Source organism: Streptomyces sp. NRRL S-340, from assembly GCF_000720185.1.
Classification (GTDB): Bacteria; Actinomycetota; Actinomycetes; order Streptomycetales; family Streptomycetaceae; genus Streptomyces.
Map to the genome: position 1 here is coordinate 1 of NZ_JOIY01000059.1, position 23,706 is coordinate 23,706.

Below are 23,706 nucleotides of genomic sequence, written 5' to 3' on the forward strand. Positions count from 1 at the left end.
CTCGCCGCATGCATCTGGCACAACTGGACCACCGGCACCGCAGTCAAACGATCACTGATCGCCTACGACCACTGAAGACATCGGACTCATTCATCTAGGCCCTGCGTCCGGCGAACAGGCTCCGGTCGGCGCGGCCCGCCCGCGGGAGTCAGCGCAGACTGCGTACGTCGAGGTGGCGCAGCACCCGGTCGACGATCTCCGGGTCGGCCCCCGGCTCGCTGCGGGCCGCGAGCACCTCGTGCCGTGCCGCGCTGAGCATCTCGCCCTGGATCCGCCGCAGCCGCTTGATCCGGCGCACCCGGTTCTCCTGCGCCTCCCGGCGCTCCTCGTCGCCGATCTGCGGGTTGATCCGCAGCCCGATCTCGAAGGCCCGCCGCAGCATCTGCTCGGACACCTCGTCGGGCAGGTCCTCGACGGCCTCGATCTCCTTCAGCCGCCGCTTGGCCGCACGCGCCGCCCGCACCGCCAGTTCCTTCTCGAACTCCTTCTCGCGTTCGGTGTCGGCCCGCACGCCGAGCCGCTTCACCAGCCAGGGCAGGGTGAGCCCCTGCACCACCAGCGTCACCATGATCACTCCGAAGGCGATGAAGACGATCTCGTCGCGGTCGGGGAACGGCGCGCCGCTGTCCGTCCGCAGCGGGATGGCCAGCGCCAGCGCCACCGAGGCCACGCCGCGCATCCCCGACCACCACATGACGACGGTCTCCCGCCAGCTCGTCGGGATGTCCTCGTCGTAGTCCCGCCGGGCGTGCAGGCGTTGGGTGAGCCAGGTCGCCGGGAGCAGCCACAGCAGCCGGACGAACACGACCACGCCCACGACCACCCCGGCCCAGCCCAGCAGCTCGCCCCAGCGGCCCGAGGCGGTGCGGATGGCGTTGTGCAGTTCCAGGCCGATCAGGCCGAAGGCGACCCCGGTGACGAGGGTGTCCACGACGTCCCAGACGGTGTGTCCGGCCAGCCGGCTCAGCACGTCGTCGGCGTCGTAGGCGTACTCGGCCAGGAACAGTGCGGTGGTGAGCACGGCGAGCACACCGGAGCCGTGCAGTTCCTCGGCCAGCACGTAGGAGGCGTACGGCACGAGGAGGGTCAGGCCGATCTGGAGGGTGGTGTCCCCCAGCAGGTCGAGCAGCTTGTTGGCGCCCCAGCCGAGCGCCACGCCGACGACGACGGCGACCACCGCGGACAGCACCAGGTCGAGTCCGGCGTGCCAGGCGGAGAACTCGCCGCTGACGGCGGCGGCGATCGCCACGTGGTATAGGACGATGGCGGTGACGTCGTTGAAGAGTCCCTCGCCCTCCAGGATCGACACCAGGCGGCGGGGCAGCCCGAGCTGTCCGGCGACGGCGGTCGCGGCGACCGGGTCGGGCGGCGCGACCAGCGCGCCCAGCGCCACCGCCGCGGCCAGCGGCAGCCCCGGCACGATGGTGTGGGCGACGACCGCGACACAGACGGTCGTGACGAACACCAGGGCCACGGCCAGCAGGAAGATGGGCCGTTTGTTCGCCGCGAACTGCCGCCAGGAGGTGCGCCGTACGGCGGCGTACAGCAGCGGCGGCAGCAGCGCGGGCAGGATCAGCTCGGGCGGGATGTCGACGTTCGGTACGAAGTTCAGGACCGCGAGGACGATCCCGAGGAGCGTCATGAGCACCGGGGCGGGCAGCCCGAGCCGGTCTCCGACGGGGACGCTGATCACGGCCCCGAGCAGGACGACGAACAACAGGGCCAACTGATCCACGAATCAGCGCTCCGGGAGGTCGGACGTTCACACGGCAGCCTCCAGCGTGCCATGCCGTCCCCGCGGTCGGCCTCTTCGCCAGGGGGCTACAGGGCGCGCCGCATCGCCCGGTGCGCAATGCCGGCGTCCGGGAACTCGGGACCGTACGCCGCGTATCCCAGCCGCTCGTAGAAGCCCAGGGCGTGGGTCTGCGCGTGCAGGTCCATCGCCGTCAGGCCGCGCACCCGGGCCGCTTCCTCCAGGGCGCGCACCAGGGCGGCGCCGACGCCGAGGCCCCGGGCCGCGGCGGTCACGGCGAGGCGGCCCAGGGAGCCGACGGCCGCGTCGCCGCCGGTGCGATCCGCGGCGGCCTCGCCGTGCAGGAGCCGTCCGGTGCCCAGCGGGGTGCCGTCGTCGTGGACGGCGAGCACGTGGACCGCGACGGCGTCGAGGTCGTCGTACTCGATCTCCTCGGGCACGCCCTGCTCGGCGACGAAGACCTCCTTGCGCACCGCGAAGCAGGCCTCGCGGTCGGCGGCGTCCCGCGCGACGCGGGTCCGGTAGGGGGCCGGGGCGGTCATGCGTAGGTCTCCTCGCGGACCTGGTCGAGGGCATGCTGGAGGTCCGCCGGGTAGTCGCTGGCGAACTCGGCCCACCGGCCGTCCCCGGGGTGCTCGAAGCCGAGCCGCACGGCGTGCAGCCACTGCCGGGTCAGCTTGAGCCGCTTGGCGAGGGTGGGGTCGGCACCGTAGGTGAGGTCGCCGACGCAGGGGTGGCGGTGGGCGGCCATGTGCACGCGGATCTGGTGGGTGCGCCCGGTCTCCAGCTTCACGTCGAGCAGGGAGGCGGCGCGGAAGGCCTCGATGAGGTCGTAGTGCGTGACGGACGGCTTGCCCTCGGCGGTGACCGCCCACTTGTAGTCGTGGTTCGGATGGCGGCCGATGGGGGCGTCGATGGTGCCGCTGGTCGGGTCGGGGTGGCCCTGGACCAGGGTGTGGTAGCGCTTGTCGACCGTGCGCTCCTTGAACTGGCGCTTGAGCGACGTGTACGCGTACTCGGACTTGGCGACCACCATCAGGCCGGAGGTGCCCACGTCCAGGCGGTGCACGATGCCCTGGCGCTCGGCGGCGCCGGAGGTGGAGATCCGGTACCCGGCGGCGGCGAGTCCGCCGATGACCGTGGGTCCGCTCCAGCCGGGGCTGGGGTGGGCGGCGACACCGACCGGCTTGACGATCACCACGACGTCGTCGTCGTCGTGGACGATCTCCATGCCCTCGACCGGCTCGGCGACGACCTGTACGGGCGCGGGCGCCTGCGGCATCTCGACCTCCAGCCAGGCGCCGCCGCGCACCCGCTCGGACTTGCCGACCGCCGTGCCGTCGACCAGCACCTTGCCCGCCGCGGCCAGCTCGGCCGCCTTCGTGCGGGAGAAGCCGAACATGCGGGAGATGGCGGCGTCGACGCGCTCGCCCTCCAGGCCGTCGGGCACGGGCAGGGTACGGATCTCGGGAAGCGTGCTCACCCGTCGAGTATGCCGGACGGGCCGGACACTCCCGCACGCACGGCCCCTGCCCCTGTGGAAAACTCAGGCGCCGGACGCCTCAGTCCTTGTGGACGGTGCCGTCCGGGTCACGGCCGCCGAAGGAGAGCAGCACGATCAGGATGCCGCCGCAGACGATCGCCGAGTCGGCGAGGTTGAAGACGGCGAAGTGCTTCGGGGAGATGAAGTCGACGACCGCGCCCTTGAAGACGCCCGGCGAGCGGAAGATCCGGTCGGTGAGGTTGCCCAGCGCGCCACCGAACAGCAGTCCGAGCGCGATGGCCCAGGGCAGGCTGTAGAGCTTGCGGGCGAGCCGGACGATCACCACGATCACGGCGGCGGCGATGACCGTGAAGATCACCGTGTACGCCTCGCCGAAGCTGAAGGCGGCACCGGAGTTGCGGATCATCTGGAACTGGAGCCAGTCACCGATGATGTCCACCGGCGCGTGGTGCTCCAGCTTCGCCACGACGAGAAGCTTGCTGACGAGGTCGAGGGCGTAGGCCACGGCGGCCACCGCGAACAGCACCCCGATCCGCCGCCTGCCCCGCGGCCGCTCGTCCGTGGCGGTGCCGGACCGCTCGTCCGTACGGGAGACCGCCTCGGGCCCGTCCGCGCGGGAGGCCGCGGCGGAGCCGTCCGGCACGGCGGGCGCGCTGCCGGCGTCCGGCGTGCCCGGCGCGTCCGGCGTCGTTCCTGAAGGTGCGGCGGCCGTCTCCGCCGCGACGTCGGGCTGCCGCTGCCGCCCGGGACGCCCAGCGTCCCCCGGGGTGCCGTCCGGCGTACCGATGATGCGCTCCGCCTCTGCCACGTGAGTCCCTCGACCTAGGTACCTGACTGAGGACGAGACTACGGCACGCCTTCCCCGGCCGAGGTGCTCAGGAGGGGCCCGCCGCCCGCTCAGTACCGGCGCTCCTGCTTCTGCTTGCACTCCACGCAGAGAGTGGCCCGCGGAAAGGCCTGCATACGGGCCTTTCCGATCGGGTTGCCGCAGTTCTCGCACACGCCGTAGGTGCCCGCTTCCAGGCGGTCCAGGGCGCGCTCGGTCTGGGTGAGCGTCTCGCGCGCGTTGGCGGCGAGCGCCAGCTCGTGCTCACGCGTGATGTTCTTGGTGCCGGTGTCCGCCTGGTCGTCGCCCGCGCCGTCCCCGGAGTCGCGCATCAGTCCGGCCAGGGCCGCCTCGGACGCGCTGATCTCGGTGCTCAGGCGTTCCATCTCGGACTCGAGCTCCCCACGGGCCTCGGTGACCTCCTCCTCGGTCCACGGGTCCTCGCCCGCGCGCACCGCGAGGTCACCCGGGTCCACCGCCGCGGCGACGCGTGCCTTGGGGACGGCGGTCGTGGCCGCCGTGGCCGTACCAGGGGTCTTCTTCGCAACCACCGTCGTGGCTCCCGTCTGCTTCGCGGCCTCGGCCGCGCCCACCTTCTTGCCCGTGCTCTTCCTGCCCACGGCGGCCCCGGTCCCACCCTGCGCGGAGGCACTCGCTGCGGACGACCGCGCCCCGGCGGGGCCGGCCACAGCGGGTTCCGCCCCGGACGACCCGGACTCCGGCGCCGGCTCCCGGGACTCCGGATCCGGCGGCTTCGGCCCGGACGGCTTCCGCCCGGCGGTCTTCCCCGCGGACTTCCTCACGGGGGCCTCCCTCGCGGGGGCCTTCGGCGCGACGGTCTTCCGCGCCGGGGTGCGCCCGCCCGTGGTGCGCCCGGCGCCGGCTTCCCCGCGCGCGGGGCCCCCGGCGTCCCCGGACCCGGGGACCTCCGCCTCCGCCTCCTTCGCCGGCGCCGTGCGGCCGGCCGGCCGCCGGTTCCTGGCCGTCGCCGGAGCGCCGCGCTCCGCGGTGCCGGGCATCGCGGGCTCGGCCGCGCCGCCGTCGGCGCCGGTGTGCCGGGACCCGCCGGACGCCGACTGCTCGGCGGTCTTCTTCGCCACCATGGCCGCGGCCCCTTCACATATTGTGATCTTGCTCGCGAATCGTGCTGGGACGATAAATCGACTTCAGTCCCGCGGCAACGGGGCACGCCGCCCGATTCGCCCGCCTCACGCGTACCGCGCGGTGGGCATGCATGCGTTGTGCCCAGCTCCCCGCCGGGTAATCCGACGAGCCGGGTGTCCTACGATCCGACCGGCCGCACCGGCGCCGTTCGGGTCACCCGCGCCCCGCCCCGGCCCTCCCCCGGCCAGACCCGCGCGCCGCCCCGAAAACCGGTCGGCCGCCGCTCCCGGGGCGCCGTACACTGGGCGCAGCGAGAAGCGTGGATGGGGACGAGTAGCGGCGTACGCAGCCCAGAGCGACCCGGGGACGGTGTGAGCCCGGGGGCGAGCGCGGCGTGAAGATCACCCCGGAGCCGCCGGAAGAAAGCCCGAGGGGCGAGTAGAACCGGCATCGCGAGCCCAATGAGGGGGCTCACCGGAGCGGACGGCGCACCGGGGGGCCAAGGAGGGTGGTACCGCGGGAGCGCGCCGCACACGGCGTAGGCAGCACGAAGGCTCTCGTCCCTCCGACGGAAGGCAGCACATCCGCCGGAGGAAGCTCGTTGAACACGCAGCCGCAGTACCGTCAGGTGCCCGCCCAGGTCGACCTGCCCGCGCTCGAGCACGCGGTGCTCGACTTCTGGCGCGAGCAGAAGATCTTCGCCAAGAGCCTGGAGCAGTCCGAGGGCCGCCCCGAGTGGGTGTTCTACGAGGGCCCGCCCACCGCCAACGGCATGCCGGGTGCCCACCACATCGAGGCCCGCGTCTTCAAGGACGTCTTCCCCCGCTTCCGCACCATGCGCGGCTACCACGTGGCCCGCAAGGCCGGGTGGGACTGCCACGGTCTGCCCGTCGAGCTGGCCGTCGAGAAGGAGCTGGGCTTCTCCGGCAAGCAGGACATCGAGGCGTACGGCATCGCGGCCTTCAACGACAAGTGCCGCGAGTCCGTGCTGCGGCACACCGACGCCTTCTCCGAGCTGACGACCCGCATGGGCTACTGGGTCGACCTCGACGACGCCTACGTCACGATGGACCCCGAGTACATCGAGTCCGTCTGGTGGTCCCTGAAGGAGATCTTCGGCAAGGGCCTGCTGGTCCAGGACCACCGGGTCGCCCCCTGGTGCCCGCGCTGCGGCACCGGCCTGTCCGACCACGAGCTGGCGCAGGGCTACGAGACGGTCGTCGACCCGTCCGTCTACGTCCGCTTCCCGCTCACCTCCGGACCGCTGGCCGGCCGGGCCGCGCTCCTGGTGTGGACGACGACCCCGTGGACCCTGGTCTCCAACACGGCCGTGGCCGCGCACCCCGACGTCACCTACGTGGTGGCGACGAACGGCGAGGAGAAGCTCGTCGTCGCCGAGCCGCTTCTCGCCAAGGCGCTCGGCGAGGGCTGGGAGACGACCGGCGAGTCCTTCACCGGCACCGAGATGGAACGCTGGACCTACCGGCGCCCCTTCGAGCTGGTGGAGTTCCCCGAGTCCGAGGCGGGCGCGCACTTCGTCGTCAACGCGGAGTACGTCACCACCGAGGACGGCACGGGTCTGGTCCACCAGTCCCCCGCCTTCGGCGAGGACGACCTCAAGGTGGGCCGCGCCTACGGCCTGCCGGTCGTCAACCCGGTCCGTCCGGACGGCACCTTCGAGGAGGACGTCCCGCTGGTCGGCGGCGTCTTCTTCAAGAAGGCCGACGAGAAGCTCACCGAGGACCTGCAGCAGCGGGGCCTGCTCTTCAAGCACCTGCCGTACGAGCACAGCTACCCGCACTGCTGGCGCTGCCACACCGCGCTGCTGTACTACGCCCAGCCGTCCTGGTACATCCGCACCACGGCGGTCAAGGACCGTCTCCTCCAGGAGAACGAGAAGACCAACTGGTTCCCGGACACCGTCAAGCACGGCCGCTTCGGGGACTGGCTGAACAACAACATCGACTGGGCGCTGTCCCGCAACCGCTACTGGGGCACGCCGCTGCCGATCTGGCGCTGCGAGGAGGGCCACCTCACCTGCGTGGGCTCCCGCGCGGAGCTGACCGGGCTGACCGGCACCGACCAGTCGGGCCTGGACCCGCACCGCCCGTTCATCGACGAGGTCACCTTCGCCTGCCCGCAGGAGGGCTGCGGGGCGGTGGCCACGCGCGTGCCGGAGGTCATCGACGCCTGGTACGACTCGGGCTCGATGCCGTTCGCGCAGTGGGGGTACCCGTACAAGAACAAGGAGCTGTTCGAGAGCCGCTACCCGGCGCAGTTCATCTCCGAGGCGATCGACCAGACCCGCGGCTGGTTCTACACACTGATGGCCGTCGGCACGCTGGTGTTCGACAAGTCGTCGTACGAGAACGTCGTGTGCCTGGGCCACATCCTCGCCGAGGACGGCCGCAAGATGTCCAAGCACCTGGGCAACATCCTGCAGCCGATCCCGCTCATGGACCAGCACGGCGCCGACGCGGTGCGCTGGTTCATGGCGGCCGGCGGTTCGCCCTGGGCGGCCCGCCGGGTCGGTCACGGCACCATCCAGGAGGTCGTCCGCAAGACGCTCCTGACGTACTGGAACACGGTCGCCTTCCAGGCCCTGTACGCCCGTACGTCGAACTGGGCGCCCAGCGGGGCCGACCCGGCCCCGGCCGACCGCCCGGTGCTCGACCGCTGGCTGCTGAGCGAGCTGCACGCGCTGACCGACCAGGTCACACAGGCCCTGGAGGGCTACGACACGCAGCGCGCCGGCAAGTTGCTCTCCGCGTTCGTCGACGACCTCTCCAACTGGTACGTCCGCCGCTCGCGCCGCCGCTTCTGGCAGGGCGACAAGGCCGCGCTGCGCACGCTGCACGAGGTCGTCGAGACGGTGACGAAGCTGATGGCGCCGCTGACGCCGTTCATCACCGAGCGGGTCTGGCAGGACCTGATCGTGCCGGTCACGCCGGGCGCCCCGGAGTCGGTGCACCTGTCGAGCTGGCCGGAGGCCGACCTGGCGGCCATCGACCCCGGACTGTCCCAGCAGATGGTGCTGGTGCGGCGGCTGGTGGAGCTGGGCCGGGCCACGCGCGCGGAGTCGGGCGTCAAGACGCGTCAGCCGCTGTCGCGCGCGCTGGTCGCGGTGGCGGGCTTCGACACCCTGGACCGGGAACTGCACGCGCAGATCACGGAGGAGCTGAACGTCTCCTCGCTGGCGTCGCTGAGCGAGGTCGGCGGATCGCTGGTGGACACGACGGCCAAGGCCAACTTCCGCGCGCTGGGCAAGCGGTTCGGCAAACGCGTCCAGGACGTGGCGAAGGCGATCGCCGGGGCCGACGCGGCGGCCCTGTCGCTGGCGCTGCGCGAGGGCACGGCGTCGGTGGAGGTCGACGGCGAGACGGTCACGCTCGCTCCGGACGAGGTGATCATCACGGAGACTCCGCGCGAGGGCTGGTCGGTGGCCTCCGACGCGGGTGCGACCGTGGCGCTCGACCTGGAGATCACGGAGGAGCTGCGGCAGGCAGGGCTCGCGCGCGACGCGATCCGACTGATCCAGGAGGCGCGCAAGAACAGCGGTCTCGACGTCGCGGACCGGATCGCGCTGCGGTGGACGTCCACGGACGCGGCGGTGATCGCCGCGCTGTCCGAGCACTCCGGGCTCATCGCCGAGGAGGTTCTCGCGACGGACTTCGCGCAGGGCGAGGCGGACGACACGTACGGTGACGTGTTCACCGACGAGGGCCTGTCGCTGACGTTCCGTCTGCGCAAGGCGTGAGCGGCGCGGGGGCGAGCGCCTGAGCGGCGTTCGCCCCCGCCGCCCCTGCCCGTCGCGGCCCGTCCCTGGGGACTACGCGCCCAGGTCCCTCTCGCCCAGATCCCCTTCACACGGTCCCCCGCGCCCCGCGGGTCGCATCCGCGTACGAGAACGGCCCCGGAGGAAGTCCTCCGGGGCCGTTCTCTCAGGCTGCCGACGCCTTGTTCGTTCCTTTGCTCAGGAACCCGTCAGGGCTCCTCAGTTGTCGTCCTCGTCGATGAGGAAGCCGCGCATGGGGGACGGCGCCTGGCCCATGGGGGACGGGCCCTGCGGTCGTACCGGTGCCATCGGCTGGGTCATCGCCGGGGACATCTGCTGCTGGCCGCCGTAGGACGGACCGGACGGGCTGGGCGCGCTGCCCATCGACTGGTTGCCGCCGTAGGACGGGGCGCTCGCGCCGGCCGGGGCCATCGACGGCGCCGGGGACGGCGGCAGCGAGGCGGCCGCGGGGGTGCGCGGCGGGGCCAGCGAGTCGTCGGCCTGGGTCTCCAGCTGGCGCAGCTGCGACTCCAGGTACGACTTCAGTCGCGTACGGTACTCGCGCTCGAAGCCGCGCAGGTCCTCGACCTTGCGCTCCAGCGTGGCGCGGGCGGACTCCAGGGAGCCCATCGCGACGCGGTGCTTCTCCTGCGCGTCCCGCTCCAGGGCGTCGGCCTTGGCACGGGCGTCACGCTCGAGACCCTCGGCGCGCGAACGGGCCTCGCCGACGATCTTGTTGGCCTCGGAACGCGCCTCGGCGATCGCCTGGTCGGCGGTCTGCTGGGCCAGCGACAGGACGCGCGCGGCGCTGTCGCCACCGGGACCCTGACCCATCGGGCCGGGACCCATGGGGTTCGGGCCGCCCATCGGACCCGGACCCATCTGCCCCTGCATCGGACCGGGGCCCTGGCCCATCGGTCCGGGACCCTGACCCATCGGGCCGGGGCCCTGCGGGCCCTGTCCGCCGGGGCCGGCGGGCAGCTGCGGGGCACCGCTCGGCAGCTGGGGCGGGCCACCCATGGGGCCGCCCATCTGCTGCTGCGGCGGGCCCGATATCCCGGCGGGCACCGGAGCGCCAGGACCTCGCATGCCCTGCTGCGGCATGCCGCCCTGCTGGGGCATTCCGCCCTGCTGGGGCATGCCGGGGCCACCGGGACCCTGCTGCGGGTGCTGCTGGTCCTGCTGCTCCGGAGGCTTGCGCATGTTCTGCTGGTTCTGCGCGGCGGCCCGGGTGGCCGCGGCCAGCTTGGCGCGCAGGTCCTCGTTCTCGCGGAGCAGGCGGGTCAGCTCGGCCTCGACCTCGTCGAGGAAGGCATCGACCTCGTCCTCGTCATAGCCTTCTCGGAGGCGGACGGTCGTGAACTGCTTGTTCCGCACGTCCTCGGGGGTCAACGGCATCTCTTCACCTCAACGTAGTCATCGGCAGTCGGCAAGACCGTATCGTCCACAGTCACGTCGCGAGGTTCCCCACGATGTAGATCAGGATGTAGACGATGATCATCAGGACGAAGAAGGACAGGTCGAGCGCCACGCCCCCGAGACGCAGCGGCGGAATGAACCGCCGCAGAAGCTTCAGCGGTGGATCGGTGACAGTGTAGGTGGCCTCCAGAACGACCACCATCGCCTTGCCGGGTTGCCACGAGCGGGCGAACTGGAACACATAATCCATGACCAAACGGAAGATCAGCACGATGAGGAACACCATCAGCGCGATGTAGAGAACCTCCATGGCCACGCCCATGATCGGTGCTTCCCTCTCCCCTGTTCCGTGCCTGTCTTCCGGTGGTGCGTCTCAGCTCTGGTTGAAGAACCCGCCCTCTGCGATGCGGGCCTTGTCCTCCGCCGTGACATCGACGTTAGCAGGCGACAACAGAAACACCTTCTGTGTCACCCGCTCGATGCTGCCGTGAAGACCGAACACCAGACCGGCGGCAAAGTCGACAAGTCGCTTCGCGTCCGTGTCGTCCATCTCCGTCAGATTCATGATCACCGGGGTGCCTTCACGGAAGTGTTCCCCGATGGTACGGGCCTCGTTGTAGGTCCGGGGGTGAAGTGTGGTGATCCGGTACGGCTCACGTTCGGACACGACCTTGGGCATGATCACCGGTGCGTTCTTCTCCAGGCTGGCGCGTTCTTGTGTGATGGATGCCACGGGCGCGATGCGCGCCGGACGAGGGGATTCCGCCGGGAGCGAAGCGGAATGGGACACAGGTTCGCGTGGCGCCGGAGGCTGCACCACGCGTACCGGTTCGTCCCTTTGCGGCTGATGTGTTCCGTGCGGCTGGTGCGACGGTTCGTGCCGTCGGCGGTCCCGCTCGGGCTCCGGGTCGAGTTCGGGTTCGAAGTCGTCATCGGGGTCGAAACCCCGGCCGTCGTACCCATCGTCCTCCACGAGGCCGAGGTAGACCGCCATCTTGCGCATCGCGCCGGCCATGCTCTGAGTCCTCCGCTCTGTGGTGGATCGACTGACGACCGCCAAGTCCCCGCGATCCACGAGGTCGTTGCGCCTTCTTCGGCGGTATTGACCATATTTTCTGCTGTGGTCCGACTTCTTGGCGACGTTACCCGAGCCTGGGGCGGACTCCGAGTACCGCGGTGCCGACGCGCACATGTGTCGCTCCGGCGGCCACGGCCTGTTCGAGGTCCGCGCTCATCCCTGCCGAGACCATGGTGGCAGCAGGATGGGTCCGGCGCAGGTAGGTCGACAAATCCATGAGCCGCTCGAACGCCGCCTGTTGGCGCCCGGCGTACTCACCGGTCAGCGGCGCGACGGTCATCAGCCCGTCCAGCCGCAGCCCTTCGGCGGACGCGATCCGGTCGGCCAACTCCCCGATCCCCTCGGGTGCCACGCCGCCCCTCTCGCCCCGGCCGCTCACCCCGGCGTCCAGCGCGACCTGGATGAGGCACCCGAGTTCACGCTCCGCGCGCACGGCCTCCTTGGAGAGCGCCGTGACGAGCCGGGAGCGGTCCACGGACTGCACGACGTCCGCGTAACCGACGACGGATCGCACCTTGTTGGTCTGAAGCTGACCGACAAAATGCCAACTCAAGGGCAGATCCGAACATTCCGCGGCCTTCGGCGCCGCGTCCTGGTCACGGTTCTCGGCGACGTGCCGCACCCCGAGGTCCGCCAGCATCCGCACGTCCGCCGCCGGATAGGTCTTGGTGACCACGATCAGGGTCACGTCCTCGCGCGGGCGTCCCGCGGCGGCGCACGCGGCGGCGATGCGCTCCTGCACCCTCGCCAGATTCGCGGCGAGTTCGTCCTTACGTTCCGTCATGCCCCATCAGTCCAGCCAGACGTAGCCCGCGAGCCGACCGGTGGTGCGGTCGCGGCGGTACGAGAAGTGGTCGTGCGACTCGCGCGTGCACACCGGCGAGTGCTCCCGGTCGTGCACGCCGAGGCGTTCGAGCTGCGCGTGCACCCCGGCGCTCACGTCGAGAGCCGGCGTACCCCAACTCGTCTCGGCGTACGCCGCCGGCGCGACCGCGCTCACCTCGGCGCGCATCGCCTCGGGCACCTCGTAGCACCGGCCGCACACGGCGGGTCCGGTGCGGGCGGTGATCCGGGCGGGGTCCGCGCCGAGTTCCACCATCGCGCGGACGGCGGCGGGCACCACCCCGGCCACCAGGCCGGGCCGTCCCGCGTGGGCCGCGGCCGCGATCCCGGCGACCGGGTCGGCGAGCAGCACCGGCGTGCAGTCGGCGGTGAGCACGGCGAGGGCGAGACCGCGCCGGGTGGTCACGAGCGCGTCGACGGACGGGATGCCGGCCGCGGTGTCCCACGGTCCGTCCACGACCGCCACGTCCGCGCCGTGCACCTGGTTCATCCAGACCACCAGGGCCGGGTCCAGTCCGAGGGACTTGGCGGCCAGTTCGCGGTTGGTCCGTACGGCGGCCGGGTCGTCGCCGACCGCGCCACCGAGGTTCAGCTCCTCGTACGGAACGGCGCTCACCCCGCCCCACCGGTCGGTGAAGGCGAAGTGCGCGCCGTTCGCGGTGTCGCGCTGTCCTATCACTTCAGGAAGTCCGGTACGTCCAGTTCCTCGGCCGCGCTGTCGGTGTAGGTCCGCGGCGCCGGCGGGGCCGGCGGCGGGGTGAGGTCGCTCAGCGGCTCGGGCGCGACCGGCTCCGGCTCCTCCTTCGGCTTCACGCTGCCGAGCGAGCCGAAGGACGGACGGTTCTCGGGCTGCCGTACCGGCGCGGGCTCCTCGCGGCGCGGGGAGGACGAGGCGGACGGGGACGAGGACGCCGAGCTGAGGACGTTGTCCCGGCGGGCCGGGGGCTGGCCGCCGTCGAAGCCGGCCGCGATCACGGTGACCCGCACCTCGTCGCCGAGGGCGTCGTCGATGACCGCGCCGAAGATGATGTTGGCCTCCGGATGGGCGGCCTCGCTGACCAGCTGGGCGGCCTCGTTGATCTCGAACAGGCCGAGGTCGGAGCCACCGGAGATGGAGAGCAGCACGCCGCGGGCGCCGTCGATGGAGGCCTCCAGCAGCGGGGAGGAGATCGCCATCTCGGCGGCTGCCACCGCGCGGTCGTCGCCGCGGGCGGAGCCGATGCCCATGAGGGCCGAACCGGCCTCGGACATGACCGACTTGACGTCGGCGAAGTCGAGGTTGATCAGACCGGGGGTGGTGATGAGGTCGGTGATGCCCTGCACACCGGACAGCAGCACCTGGTCCGCGGACTTGAACGCGTCGAGCACGCTGACCTGGCGGTCCGAGATGGACAGCAGCCGGTCGTTGGGGATGACGATGAGGGTGTCGACCTCTTCGCGGAGTTCGGCGATGCCGTCCTCGGCCTGGTTGGCGCGGCGCCGTCCCTCGAAGGTGAACGGGCGGGTGACCACGCCGATGGTGAGGGCGCCCAGGGAGCGCGCGATGTTGGCCACGACCGGCGCGCCGCCGGTGCCGGTGCCGCCGCCTTCACCGGCCGTCACGAAGACCATGTCGGCCCCCTTGAGGACCTCTTCGATCTCCTCGCGGTGGTCCTCGGCGGCCTTGCGGCCGACGGCCGGGTTGGCTCCGGCGCCGAGTCCGCGGGTCAGTTCGCGGCCGACGTCGAGCTTGACGTCGGCGTCGCTCATCAACAGCGCCTGTGCATCGGTGTTGATGGCGATGAACTCGACGCCCTTGAGACCGACTTCGATCATCCGGTTGATGGCATTGACACCACCGCCGCCGACACCGATGACCTTGATGACTGCGAGGTAGTTCTGCGGTGCTGCCACGTCGAAGGCCTCTCGCCTCGAATTACGTCGCCGTCGTTGCGCGCTGTCCGCGCCGCGACGGCTGATGCCGAATGGGACGGTCCGTAACGCCGACCCGAACCCTAACCCTGAAGTTTAGGGTTACCAGTGTGCCTGTTCCCTGAAGTCTTCTGAACAGGACACTAAGTCGACAAGTGGCGCCCGTTCAACGAACACGCCGAACCTCCCGTTTTTCTTTTCACCCTATGTGATCAGGCATAGCGGTGCCCAACCAGGGTGCTGGCCTGCACGTATACCCGTCAACTCCCCGATGACGCAGGCGCGGTGGGGACGCTGACGTCGAAGTGCCGGGCGCCGGGCGCCGCTTTCATCAGCGCGGTGAGGGCGCGGGCCTTCTCGGCGCCGCTCTCGCCGCTGCCCCACACCACGGTGCGGCCGCCGCTCAGCTCGAGCGAGATGTCGTCGTAGGTACGGACCTTGACGGAGCGCGTCTGACGGGAGACCGCGGCCGGGATGCGGCCCGCGACCGTGACGGCCTCGCGCACCAGGCGGGCCTCGTCGAAGCGCCGCAGGCTCGCGGCCGCCGAGGCGGAGCGGGAAAGGGACATTTCCAGGACGGGAACGCCTTTCGGCGCCTGCGCGACCGTGGCGAACCGCACGCCCCGCGCGTCCACTTCGACGAACTTTCCGCCCTTTTCCTCCACCATGACCGGGGTGCGCTCGACCACTTTCAGCTGGATTCCGTGCGGCCATGAGCGAACGACATCAACCGAGTCAATTCGGGGCAATTGGCGGAGCAGGCGGGCCGCGACCGCGGCGGTGTCGACGGAAATGAGCGGATCGCCCACCGGAACCTCGGCGGCCGCGCGCACCTGCGCGGGGGTCAGCACCCGGGTGCCGGAGACGGACACCCGCTCCACCCGGGTCCAGGACGAGCCGTACAGGACCCAGAGGGTTCCGCCGCCGAGGAGGACGACGGCCAGGGCCAGGACGACGACCGCACGAAGGGGCGGCCGCCGCAGCCGGCGGCCCCGGAGCGGGCCGGACGACTGCTGCTGGCGTTCACCGCGTTCGGCGGTCGTCCGTCCGGCCACGTCTCAAACCCCTTCGTTCATATGGTCCTAACGGCGCGAGGCGATGGCCTCGTACACCATGCCGACGAGCAGGTCGTCGGCGTCCCGGCGGCCGAACTCACCGGCGGCACGGGACATCTGGTACAGCCGGTGCGGATCGGCGAGTACGGGCAGGACGTGCTGCTGCACCCACTCCGGGGTGAGGTCCGCGTCGTCCACCAGCAGTCCGCCGCCCGCCTTGACCACCGGCTGGGCGTTCAGCCGCTGTTCGCCGTTGCCGATGGGCAGCGGGACGTAGGCGGCCGGGAGTCCGACGGCGGAGAGTTCGGCGACGGTCATCGCGCCCGCACGGCAGAGCATCATGTCGGCCGCGGCGTACGCGAGGTCCATCCGGTCCAGATAACTTACCGGGATGTAGGGGGGCATACCCGGCATCTGCTGCACGCGCGGCAGTTCGTTCTTCGGGCCGACGGCGTGCAGGATCTGGATACCCGCCTGCTGCAGCCAGGGCGCGACCTGCTGGACCACCTCGTTGAGCCGGCGGGCGCCCTGCGAGCCGCCGGAGACCAGCAGCGTGGGCAGGTTGGGGTCGAGCCCGAACGCGGCGCGGGCCTCGGGGCGCACGGCGGCCCGGTCCAGGGTGGCGATGGCCCGGCGCAGCGGGATGCCGATGTAGCGGGCGCCGCGCAGCTTGCTGTCCGGGGTGGAGACGGCGACCTGGGCCGCGTAGCGCGAGCCGATCTTGTTGGCCAGGCCCGGGCGGGCGTTGGCCTCGTGGATCACGATGGGCACGCCGAGCCGCTTGGCGGCGAGGTAGCCGGGCAGGGCGACGTAGCCGCCGAAACCGACCACGGCGTCGGCCTTGGTGCGCTCCAGGATCTGCTCGGCGGCCTTGATCGTGCCGCGCAGCCGGCCCGGGACGGTGATCAGCTCGGGGGTGGGCTTGCGCGGCAGCGGGACCGCGGGGATCAGCGCCAGCTCGTAACCGCGCTCCGGGACGAGCCGGGTCTCGAGACCGCGCTCCGTGCCCAGGGCCGTGATCCCCACGGTCGGGTCCTGCCTGCGCAGGGCGTCCGCGAGGGCGAGCGCGGGCTCGATGTGGCCCGCGGTACCTCCGCCGGCGAGTACGACATGCACCGAAATTCACCGCTCTCCGGACGAACGCGCCGCCGAGGCGCGCCGTCGCATCGTGTTCCATCTGCGGGGCCCCTGGCCGGACCCCTGCCCCGATCCTGCCCCGGATCCCTGACCCGAGCCATGGCCGGGTCTCCCGGCGGACTCCCGGCCCGGCTTGCGGCCGGAGGTCCGGTCGGGCTTGCGGCCGGTTCTCCGGCCGGCCGCTGAGCCCGACGCCCGCTTTCTACCAAACCGAGGTTGCCGCATGGCAAGCGCCGCCCGCGCAGCGGGCTCGTCCCGCGCGAAGGCGATCAGCAGCCCGATGGCGAACATGGTCGGCAGCAGGGCGGATCCTCCGTAGGAGAACAGCGGGAGCGGGACGCCGGCGATCGGCAGCAGGCCGAGCACCGCACCGATGTTGATCACCGCCTGCGCGATGATCCAGGTCGTCACGCCTCCCGCGGCGTACCTCACGAAGGGGTCCTCCGTGCGTCCGGCCACGCGGATGCCCGCATAGCCTAGAGCCGCGAACAGGGCGAGCACCGACAGCGTCCCCGCCAGGCCCAGTTCCTCACCGGTCACGGCGAAGATGAAGTCCGTGTGGGCCTCGGGGAGTTGACCCCATTTTTCCACACTCGCGCCGAGGCCGGAACCGAAGAATCCGCCGGAGGCCAGGGCGTAGATGCCGTGCACCGCCTGCCAGCACTTGGTCACGTCGGTGGAGCCGACGCAGGCGAACCGGTCCAGGCGGTTGGGGCTGGTCTTGATGAGGACCAGGCCGATGAGGCCGGCGACCGAGAGGACGCCCACGAAGAGGCGGGTGGGCGCGCCCGCGAGCCACAGCAGCCCGAACAGGATGGCGGTGAGGATGATCGCGGTGCCCATGTCGCCGCCGAGCATGATGAGGCCGAGCAGCATGAAGGCGACCGGCACGAGCGGCACGAGCATGTGCTTCCACTGCGTGAGCAGCCGCTTCTCCTGCTTGCGCGCGATCAGGTCGGCGGCCCAGAGCACCAGGGCCAGCTTGCCGATCTCGCTGGGCTGGATCTGGAAGGAGCCGCCCAGTGAGATCCAGTTCTGGTTGCCGTTGACCGACATCCCTATCCCCGGCACCTGCACCAGGGCCATCAGGAACACCGCGCCCGCCAGGATCGGGTAGGCCAGCGCGCGGTGCAGTTTCACCGGCATGCGGGCGGCGGCCAGGAGCAGCCCGGCGCCGATCACGGCGGCGAGCAGTTGCTTGCGGAAGAAGTACGAGCCGGGCAGCGCCATCTGCAACGCGGTGACCTGGGAGGCCGAGTAGACCATCACCAGGCCCAGCACGGTGATCAGGGAGCTGCCGCCGAGGATCAGGTAGTACGCGGTGAGCGGCCGGTCCCAGGCCTTGCGGGCGCGGGTGACGAGGGTGCGGACGGCGTTGTCGCGCGCGGCCGGGCCGGCGGCGGGCCGCCGGGTGGTCCGCTGCGCGGGCGGACGGCCCGCCCCGCTGCCGGGACTACCGGGCATCTGAGCCTCCGCTGTACGTCGGCCGCCTGCGTCTGGCTCGGTTCGCGGATCCCACGCGTCCCTCCAAGGTCGCCCGGCAGCGGGGGCGGCCGGGGTCAGCGGGCGCCGAGTTCGCGAACGGCCTCCGCGAACGCGTCACCACGCCGGTTGTAGTTGGCGAACATGTCCATGGAGGCGCAGGCCGGGGCCAGCAGCACCGTGTCGCCGGGCCGGGCGAGCCGCCGCGCCTCCTGGACGGCCTGGAGCATCGCCCCAGTGTCGGTCCGGTCGAGGTCGACGACGGGGACTTCCGGCGCGTGTCGCGTCAGGGCGTCGTGGATGAGCGCGCGGTCGGCGCCCATGAGGACCACGCCGCGCAGCCGCTTCGCCGCGCCCGCGACCAGTTCGTCGAAGACCGCGCCCTTGGCCAGACCGCCCGCAATCCATACGATCGGTTCATACGCCGCCAACGAGGCTTGCGCGGCGTGGGTGTTGGTGGCCTTGGAGTCGTCGACGTAGGCGACGCCGTCGACGTCGGCCACGTGCGCGATGCGGTGGGCGTCGGGGGTGAAGGCCCGCAGGCCGTCCCGGACGGCCGTCGCCGGGACGCCGAAGGAGCGCGCGAGGGCGGCGGCGGCAAGGGCGTTGGCGATGTTGTGCGGGGCGGGCGGGTCGATGTCGCCGACCTCGGCCAGTTCCTGGGCGTTCTTCTGCCGGTTCTCGACGAAGGCACGGTCGACCAGGATGCCCTCCACGACGCCGAGTTGGGAGGGCGCGGGCGTGCCGAGCGTGAACCCGACGGCCCGGCAGCCCTCTTCGACGTCCGCCGCGCGCACCAGTTCCTCGGTGGCCGGGTCGGCGGCGTTGTAGACGCAGGCGACGCGGTTGCCCTCGTAGATACGGCCCTTGTCGGCGGCGTAGGCCTCCATGGAGCCGTGCCAGTCGAGGTGGTCCGGGGCGAGGTTGAGGACCGCGGCGGAGTGGGCCCGCAGCGAGGGCGCCCAGTGCAGCTGGTAGCTGGAGAGTTCGACGGCGAGCACGTCGTAGCGCTCCTCGCCGAGGACGACGTCCAGCAGCGAGACGCCGATGTTGCCGACCGCCGCCGTGCGCAGGCCCGCCGCCTCGAGGATGGAGGCGAGCATCTGCACGGTGGTGGTCTTGCCGTTGGTGCCCGTGACGGCCAGCCACGGGGCCGGTTCCCGGCCGTCGAGGCCGCGCAGCCGCCAGGCGAGTTCGACGTCGCCCCAGACGGGGACACCGGCCTCGCCGGCCGCCTGGAACAGCGGCTTGTCCGGCTTCCAGCCGGGGGTGGTGACGATCAGCTCGGTGCCGTCGGGCAGGGAATCGCCGTCCCCCAGGCGCACGGTGACGCCCAGGGACTCCAGTTCGGCCGCCTGGGCGCGAGAGCCTTCGTCGTCGCCGTCGTTGACGACGGTGACGTGCGCGCCGAGGCCGTGCAGGACCTTGGCCGCCGGGATCCCGGAGACGCCGAGTCCGGCGACGGTGACGTTCTTCCCCTGCCAGTCGGTCACTTGTCCGCTGCCCATCCCGCGTAGAAGAGGCCCAGTCCGACGATCACACAGATGCCCTGGATGATCCAGAAACGGACCACGACGAGCACTTCGGACCAGCCCTTGAGTTCGAAGTGGTGCTGGAGCGGCGCCATCCGGAAGACGCGCTTGCCGGTGAGCCGGAAGGAGCCGACCTGGATGACCACCGACATGGTGATGAGGACGAACAGGCCGCCCAGCAGCGCCATCAGCAGCTCGGTGCGGGAGCAGATGGCCAGGCCCGCCAGCACACCGCCGAGCGCGAGCGAACCGGTGTCGCCCATGAAGATCTTGGCCGGTGAGGTGTTCCACCACAGGAAGCCGAGGCAGGCACCCATCAGCGCGGAGGCGACGACCGCGAGGTCGAGCGGATCGCGCACCTCGTAACAGGCGTTGGGGTTGGTCAGGGTCATCGCGTTGGCGCAGGACTCCTGGAACTGCCACACGCCGATGAAGGTGTACGCGCCGAAGACCAGGACGGAGGCGCCGGTGGCCAGGCCGTCCAGGCCGTCGGTGAGGTTCACGCCGTTCGACATCGCGAGGATCATGAACAGCGCCCAGATCACGAACAGCACCGGGCCGATCGTCCAGCCGAAGTCCGTGATGAACGACAGCTTGGTGGAGGCCGGGGTGTTGCCGCGGTTGTCGGAGAACATCAGCGACAGGACCGCGAAGCCGATGCCGACGATCAGCTGGCCCGCCATCTTGGCCTTGGCGCGCAGACCCAGCGAACGGCGCTTGACGATCTTGATGTAGTCGTCGAGGAAGCCGACCATGCCCATGCCGACCATGAGGCCGAGCACCAGCAGACCCGAGTAGGTCGGGGGCTTGCCGGTGATCACCTTGGACAGGAAGTAGGCGGCGACCGTCGCCAGGATGAAGGCGATGCCGCCCATGGTCGGCGTACCGCGCTTGCTGGCGTGCTCGCGCGGGCCGTCGTCGCGGATGTACTGGCCGTAGCCCTTGCGGGCCAGCAGCTTGATCAGCAGCGGGGTGCCGACCAGCGTCAGGAAGAGGCCGATGACTCCCGCGAACAGGATCTGGTTCATCATCGGGCCGCGACCTCACCCTCGGCACCGGTCTCGAGGAGCGCCTGGGCAACGCTCTCCAGACCGACCGAACGGGACGCCTTCACGAGCACGACGTCCCCCGGGCGCAACTCGCTGCGCAACAGGTCGACCGCCGCCTGTGCGTCGGACACGTGCACCGACTCCTCACCCCACGAACCCTCGTTGTATGCGCCCAGTTGCAGCCAGGACGCTTCCCTGCCCCCGACCGCGACGAGCTTGCTGACGTTGAGCCGGACGGCGAGCCGTCCGACCGCGTCGTGCTCGGCGAGCGCCTCGTCCCCGAGCTCGGCCATCTTGCCGAGCACCGCCCAGGTCCGCCGCCCCCGGCCCATCGCCGCGAGCGCGCGCAGGGCGGCCCGCATGGACTCCGGGTTGGCGTTGTAGGCGTCGTTGACGACGGTCACGCCGTCCGGGCGCTCGGTGACCTCCATCCGCCAGCGGGAGAGGGAGCCCGCCTCGGAGAGCGCGGTGGCGATCTCGGTTGCGGACATGCCCAGCTCATGGGCGACGGCGGCCGCGGCGAGCGCGTTCGACACGTGGTGCTCACCGTACAGGCGCATGGTCACATCGCATGCACCGGAGGGTGTGTGAAGGCTGAAGGAAGGCTGTCCGCTGTCCGTGAGTCTCACGTTCTCGGCGCGTACGTCCGCTTCGTCGGACTCTCCGAAAAGGAGCACCTTCGCCTTCGTACGGGAGGCCATGGCCCGGACCAACGGGTCGTCGGCGTTGAGGATCGCGGTCCCGCCCTCCTCGGCCGGCGGCAGGCTCTCGACCAGTTCGCCCTTGGCCTGGGCGATCTGCTCCCGGCCGCCGAACTCGCCGATGTGGGCGCTGCCGACGTTGAGCACGAGGCCCACCTTCGGCGGGGTCAGTCCGGTGAGGTAGCGGATGTGCCCGATGCCGCGGGCGCCCATCTCCAGCACGAGGAACTTCGTCTCCTCGGTGGCGCTCAGGGCGGTCAGCGGCAGCCCGATCTCGTTGTTGAGCGAGCCGGGCGTGAACACGGTCGGAGCCTTGCGCCGCAGCACCTGGGCGATGAGGTCCTTGGTGCTGGTCTTGCCCGCGGAGCCGGTCAGGGCGACGAGGGTGGCGCCGAGCCGGTTCACGACGTGGCGGGCGAGGGCGCCGAGGGCGGACTGGACGTCCTCGACCACGATCGCGGGCACGCCGACGGGCCGGGTGGCCAGCACGGCGACCGCGCCGGCCTCGACGACGGCGGCGGCGAAGTCGTGGCCGTCCACGCGCTCGCCGGCGAAGGCGACGAAGAGGCTGCCGGGCACCGCCTCCCGGGAGTCCCGGACGACGGGTCCGGTCACCTGGACGGACGGATCCGGTATGTCGTGCGTCTGCCCGCCGACGACTGCTGCGATCTCGGCGAGGGAGAGGGCGATCACAAGTTCATCCCCTGGGTCTTCTGGATTTTCAATCCCTGGGTCGTTCGGACGGTCGTCCCTGGGTCTTCACGGTCGTCCCCGGGTCCGGCACGGGCGCGCCGCCGGGGTCTGGCGGACGTTCATCCCCGGCTGTCCCCGACGGCTTCGCGCTGGGTGCTCCGGATGGCTTCGCGCAGGACCTCGCGATCGTCGAAGGGACGGATGACGCCCGCGATGTCCTGGCCCTGCTCGTGGCCCTTGCCCGCGACCAGGACCGTGTCCCCGGGCCGCGCACGGCCGACGGCGGCCGCGATCGCGGCGGCCCGGTCCTCGAACAGGAGCACCTCGCCGCGCTCGTGCGCGGGCACCGAGGCGGCGCCCTGGAGCATGGTGGCGAGGATCGCGAGGGGGTCCTCGGAACGGGGGTTGTCGGAGGTGAGGACCGCGGTGTCGGCGAGCCGGGCCGCGGCGGCGCCCATCGGGGCGCGCTTGGTGGTGTCCCGGTCGCCGCCGCAGCCGAGCACCACGTGCAGGTGCCCCTTGGTGACCTTGCGCAGCGCCTTGAGGACCGACTCCACCGCGTCCGTCTTGTGCGCGTAGTCGACGACCGCGAGGTAGGGCTGCCCGGCGTCGACGCGCTCCAGGCGGCCCGGCACGCCCGGGACCGCCCCGATGCCGTCGGCGGCGCTCTGCGGGTCCAGGCCCGCGGCGGCCAGCGCGACGATCGCGGCGAGGGTGTTGGCGACGTTGAACGGGCCCGCGATCGGGGACCGGGCGGCGATCCGCTGCCCCTCGGGGCCGATCACGGTGAACGTGGAGTCCATCGGTCCGACCTGGACGTCCTCGGCGCGCCAGTCGGCGTCCGGATGGCCCTCGGCGGAGAAGGTGACGACCGGGACGGTGGCCTCCCGGGCGAGCCTGCGGCCGTACTCGTCGTCGTGGTTGACGACGCCGAGCCTGCTGCGGCGGGGCGTGAAGAGCTGCGCCTTGGCCTGGAAGTAGTCCTCCATGCCGGAGTGGAACTCCATGTGCTCCGGGCTGAGGTTGGTGAAGACGGCGATGTCGAAGACGCAGCCGTCGACCCGCCCGAGCACCAGGGCGTGGCTGGAGACCTCCATGGCGACCGCCTCGACGCCGCGCTCGCGCATGACGGCGAACAGGGCCTGCAGGTCGGTGGCCTCGGGGGTGGTGCGCTCGGACTTGATGCGCTCCTCGCCGATGCGCATCTCCACCGTGCCGATCAGGCCGGTGGACCTCGCGGTCTTCAGGCCGCCCTCGACGAGGTAGGCCGTGGTGGTCTTGCCCGAGGTGCCGGTGATGCCGATCTGGAGCAGATCGCGGCCGGGCCGGCCGTAGATCGTGGCCGCCAGTTCGCCCATCCGCGCGCGCGGGTCCGCCACGGCCAGCACCGGCAGGCCGGTCGCGGCGGCGCGCTCGGCACCGGCCGGGTCGGTGAGCACGGCGACCGCGCCCAGGCTCGCCGCCTGGGTGACGAAGTCGGCGCCGTGCGCGCGGGCCCCGGGCAGGGCGGCGTACAGGTCGCCGGGGCGCACGGCGCGCGAGTCGTGGGTGATGCCCGTGACCTCGGCGGTGCTGTCCGGCTGCGCGGTACCCAGCTGACCGGCCAGCTCCGCGAGGGTGGTGGCGGTGACCTGAACCGGTCGCGGCGGCCCCGGGTATGTCACGGAAGCGCCCTTCTGGGTGGTTTGGGACTGATCAGGGTGTGGCACGGCGGTGAGCGTACCGGGCGTACCCGCCTGCGGGCGAAGCGAGGGCGACGGCTGCGGGCGGTTCCCGGGTTCCGGGGTGATCGTCGTCACGGGCTGTTCCTGGTGGTTCTGTTCCGGTGGTACGGGCCGCGGCGG

The 23,706-nt window shown here is 71.6% G+C and carries 19 protein-coding genes; 1 reads left to right on the forward strand and 18 read right to left on the reverse strand.

Features of this window, described 5'->3' with window-relative positions:
• Nucleotides 1-148: 148 nt before the first annotated feature.
• The 5 genes from IG64_RS33575 to IG64_RS43385 all read right to left on the reverse strand — a co-directional run bounded on the left by IG64_RS33575 (nucleotide 149) and on the right by IG64_RS43385 (nucleotide 5,186).
• Nucleotides 149-1,735, reverse strand: a complete 1,587-nt coding sequence (locus tag IG64_RS33575) for a Na+/H+ antiporter (protein WP_037863344.1) — start codon at nucleotides 1,733-1,735, stop codon at nucleotides 149-151.
• 86 nt (nucleotides 1,736-1,821) lie between these two features.
• On the reverse strand, nucleotides 1,822-2,295 hold the full coding sequence (locus tag IG64_RS33580; RefSeq protein ID WP_037863347.1) for a GNAT family N-acetyltransferase: 474 nt from the start codon (nucleotides 2,293-2,295) through the stop codon (nucleotides 1,822-1,824).
• Complete coding sequence (locus IG64_RS33585) at nucleotides 2,292-3,236, reverse strand: RluA family pseudouridine synthase (RefSeq protein ID WP_037863349.1); 945 nt, start codon at nucleotides 3,234-3,236, stop codon at nucleotides 2,292-2,294. The genes IG64_RS33580 and IG64_RS33585 overlap by 4 nt, the downstream gene beginning before the upstream one ends.
• 79 nt (nucleotides 3,237-3,315) lie before the next feature.
• Complete coding sequence (gene lspA / locus IG64_RS33590; RefSeq protein ID WP_037863352.1) at nucleotides 3,316-4,065, reverse strand: signal peptidase II; 750 nt, start codon at nucleotides 4,063-4,065, stop codon at nucleotides 3,316-3,318.
• A gap of 89 nt (nucleotides 4,066-4,154) precedes the next feature.
• The gene (locus IG64_RS43385; protein ID WP_037863354.1) at nucleotides 4,155-5,186 is read right to left on the reverse strand and encodes a TraR/DksA C4-type zinc finger protein; all 1,032 of its coding nucleotides are present in this window, start codon (nucleotides 5,184-5,186) and stop codon (nucleotides 4,155-4,157) included.
• A 602-nt stretch (nucleotides 5,187-5,788) separates the two neighbouring features.
• On the opposite strand from IG64_RS43385, the gene ileS reads away from it, so the two are divergent.
• Complete coding sequence (gene ileS / locus IG64_RS33600; protein ID WP_199811704.1) at nucleotides 5,789-8,944, forward strand: isoleucine--tRNA ligase; 3,156 nt, start codon at nucleotides 5,789-5,791, stop codon at nucleotides 8,942-8,944.
• Between the two features lie 237 nt (nucleotides 8,945-9,181).
• Here ileS and IG64_RS33605 read toward each other — a convergent pair whose 3' ends face one another.
• From IG64_RS33605 to IG64_RS33665, 13 genes are all read right to left on the reverse strand, one after another.
• A complete protein-coding gene (locus IG64_RS33605) occupies nucleotides 9,182-10,360 on the reverse strand; it encodes a DivIVA domain-containing protein (RefSeq protein WP_037863356.1) in 1,179 nt (392 codons plus the stop codon).
• 52 nt (nucleotides 10,361-10,412) lie between these two features.
• Nucleotides 10,413-10,703, reverse strand: coding sequence for a YggT family protein (locus IG64_RS33610; RefSeq protein WP_009188102.1), 291 nt, complete (start codon nucleotides 10,701-10,703; stop codon nucleotides 10,413-10,415).
• Nucleotides 10,704-10,754: 51 nt separating this feature from the next.
• Nucleotides 10,755-11,396, reverse strand: coding sequence for a cell division protein SepF (locus IG64_RS33615; RefSeq protein WP_037863360.1), 642 nt, complete (start codon nucleotides 11,394-11,396; stop codon nucleotides 10,755-10,757).
• A gap of 127 nt (nucleotides 11,397-11,523) precedes the next feature.
• Nucleotides 11,524-12,243 (reverse strand): YggS family pyridoxal phosphate-dependent enzyme, encoded by a 720-nt coding sequence (locus IG64_RS33620; RefSeq protein ID WP_037863362.1) that lies wholly within the window; start codon nucleotides 12,241-12,243, stop codon nucleotides 11,524-11,526.
• 6 nt (nucleotides 12,244-12,249) lie between these two features.
• Complete coding sequence (pgeF, locus tag IG64_RS33625) at nucleotides 12,250-12,981, reverse strand: peptidoglycan editing factor PgeF (RefSeq protein ID WP_037863364.1); 732 nt, start codon at nucleotides 12,979-12,981, stop codon at nucleotides 12,250-12,252.
• On the reverse strand, nucleotides 12,978-14,195 hold the full coding sequence (ftsZ, locus tag IG64_RS33630) for a cell division protein FtsZ (RefSeq protein ID WP_037863365.1): 1,218 nt from the start codon (nucleotides 14,193-14,195) through the stop codon (nucleotides 12,978-12,980). Before ftsZ ends, pgeF begins: the two co-directional genes overlap by 4 nt.
• 278 nt (nucleotides 14,196-14,473) lie before the next feature.
• Nucleotides 14,474-15,268 carry a cell division protein FtsQ/DivIB gene (locus tag IG64_RS33635; protein WP_037863367.1) on the reverse strand — a complete coding sequence of 265 codons (795 nt, stop codon included), beginning with the start codon at nucleotides 15,266-15,268 and terminating at the stop codon, nucleotides 14,474-14,476.
• Nucleotides 15,269-15,295: 27 nt separating this feature from the next.
• A complete protein-coding gene (gene murG / locus IG64_RS33640; RefSeq protein WP_037863368.1) occupies nucleotides 15,296-16,384 on the reverse strand; it encodes an undecaprenyldiphospho-muramoylpentapeptide beta-N-acetylglucosaminyltransferase in 1,089 nt (362 codons plus the stop codon).
• Nucleotides 16,385-16,390: 6 nt separating this feature from the next.
• Complete coding sequence (ftsW, locus tag IG64_RS33645; RefSeq protein ID WP_037863369.1) at nucleotides 16,391-17,869, reverse strand: putative lipid II flippase FtsW; 1,479 nt, start codon at nucleotides 17,867-17,869, stop codon at nucleotides 16,391-16,393.
• Between the two features lie 95 nt (nucleotides 17,870-17,964).
• The gene (gene murD / locus IG64_RS33650; RefSeq protein ID WP_037863370.1) at nucleotides 17,965-19,395 is read right to left on the reverse strand and encodes a UDP-N-acetylmuramoyl-L-alanine--D-glutamate ligase; all 1,431 of its coding nucleotides are present in this window, start codon (nucleotides 19,393-19,395) and stop codon (nucleotides 17,965-17,967) included.
• The gene (mraY, locus tag IG64_RS33655) at nucleotides 19,377-20,450 is read right to left on the reverse strand and encodes a phospho-N-acetylmuramoyl-pentapeptide-transferase (protein WP_037863372.1); all 1,074 of its coding nucleotides are present in this window, start codon (nucleotides 20,448-20,450) and stop codon (nucleotides 19,377-19,379) included. The genes murD and mraY overlap by 19 nt, the downstream gene beginning before the upstream one ends.
• Entirely contained in the window at nucleotides 20,447-21,862 is a 1,416-nt protein-coding gene (locus tag IG64_RS33660) for a UDP-N-acetylmuramoyl-tripeptide--D-alanyl-D-alanine ligase (RefSeq protein ID WP_037863373.1), read from the reverse strand. Before IG64_RS33660 ends, mraY begins: the two co-directional genes overlap by 4 nt.
• Nucleotides 21,863-21,981: 119 nt before the next feature.
• Nucleotides 21,982-23,661, reverse strand: a complete 1,680-nt coding sequence (locus IG64_RS33665) for a UDP-N-acetylmuramoyl-L-alanyl-D-glutamate--2,6-diaminopimelate ligase (protein ID WP_199811705.1) — start codon at nucleotides 23,659-23,661, stop codon at nucleotides 21,982-21,984.
• Nucleotides 23,662-23,706: the final 45 nt, after the last annotated feature.